We start from the raw sequence: 1,265 nt of genomic DNA, 5'->3' as shown, positions 1-1,265 counted from the left end.
GATTGGGATGCGCTGCTCCAACATTAACTAATACCATACTTTTAATGTCTTTCAGGCTAAATACCTTGCCTGTTACTATTACATTCTTGCCAACAGAGCTCTTTAGGTCAGTTAATTTTACCGTGATTGCTTTAGCCAAAGGTTTGGACGGAACTACAGCGATAGGTACTATCGGTTTTTCTATAGGGCGAGTCTGTTGTTGTTCGTTAAATAGTTTGTTTAATTCTCCAGCCAATCGTATACCAGCTTGAGCAATGCGCAGGTGGACAATTGCGATTGATCTTTTGTAGCTAGCTTCATCAATGTTACTACCTGGCTGAGTGTCGTCGTAGATCTGAGTGCTTACCTGGTAACTTTCCCATAGCCATTGCATAGGGCTATCGGCCTGCCATTTCTTCACTTGTTCCGGGTTGGCCCAATCGTATTTTTTTGCCATTTCAGCATAATTGAATCCTTCATGGTCTATAAGTTTTCCATCCCATAAGGCATGCAAATTAGTTCCATTTCCATTAAATCTTACCTGTACATCATTGCCGCCCTTATCTTCGGCACGGCTAACATGCATGGGTTGGTGTGCATCACCAACAAGATGAATCAGGAATTTTAATGCCTGATTTTTTTGTGCCAAACTAAGTGTTTTATCTTTAAGGTTTGCCTCTGCTTTTAAAATTGCAGTATAAACATTGTCTTTGTCTTGTTTAATAACGTAATCTGTAAACTGCTCTTTGGTTAATCCCATTGGAAGGTTGATGTAATGCCAGGATGCAGTTTTTTTATATTGAGGATCATCACTAATCTCATCAGCCCAAGTACTTGCCTCGCTCATGGTTTCACCTTTCAGATAGGTGCTTACTATGGTTTTTGTGTTTGGAGCTAAGTGTTTTTCTGCAATAGTGGCAATGGCTTTATGACCTTTCTGGCCCCAGGATACCAGGGCTATGGTCAATATAATTAGGGATGCGCTTAGGGTATATTGTCTCATGGCCCAAAGTTAATCAGGCGCAAAAGAATTCGGAATTTTAGTTGCCAACATTTTGTTTTCTTACTTGTATCTTTTGTGTTAGGTATTCGTCACAACATATTTCTTTCTCGCCATCTCGACGATAGGAGAGATCTCTTGACCATGAAGTAGCTACACAGCAAATTAGCATAAACAAGAGATCTCTCCTATCGTCCTTTAGATTTGTTTTTGATAATTTAGAATGAGAAGGAAGCAGAAGTAAACTATTCGTTCCTCAGAGTTTAGACTCATATCTCGATTTAGA

General features: G+C 39.6%; 1 protein-coding gene. It reads right to left on the bottom strand.

The annotated features are described in order from the left end of the window. On the bottom strand, positions 1–982 hold a 982-nt coding region (locus tag AC1DDX_RS27515; RefSeq protein ID WP_477623046.1), incomplete at its 3' end, for a S1/P1 nuclease. Positions 983–1,265: the final 283 nt, after the last annotated feature.

The organism is Pedobacter sp. 10L46_2 (assembly GCF_056395165.1).
The sequence above is the reverse complement of the archived record's forward strand: the minus strand, read 5'-3'. Positions and strand labels throughout refer to the sequence as shown.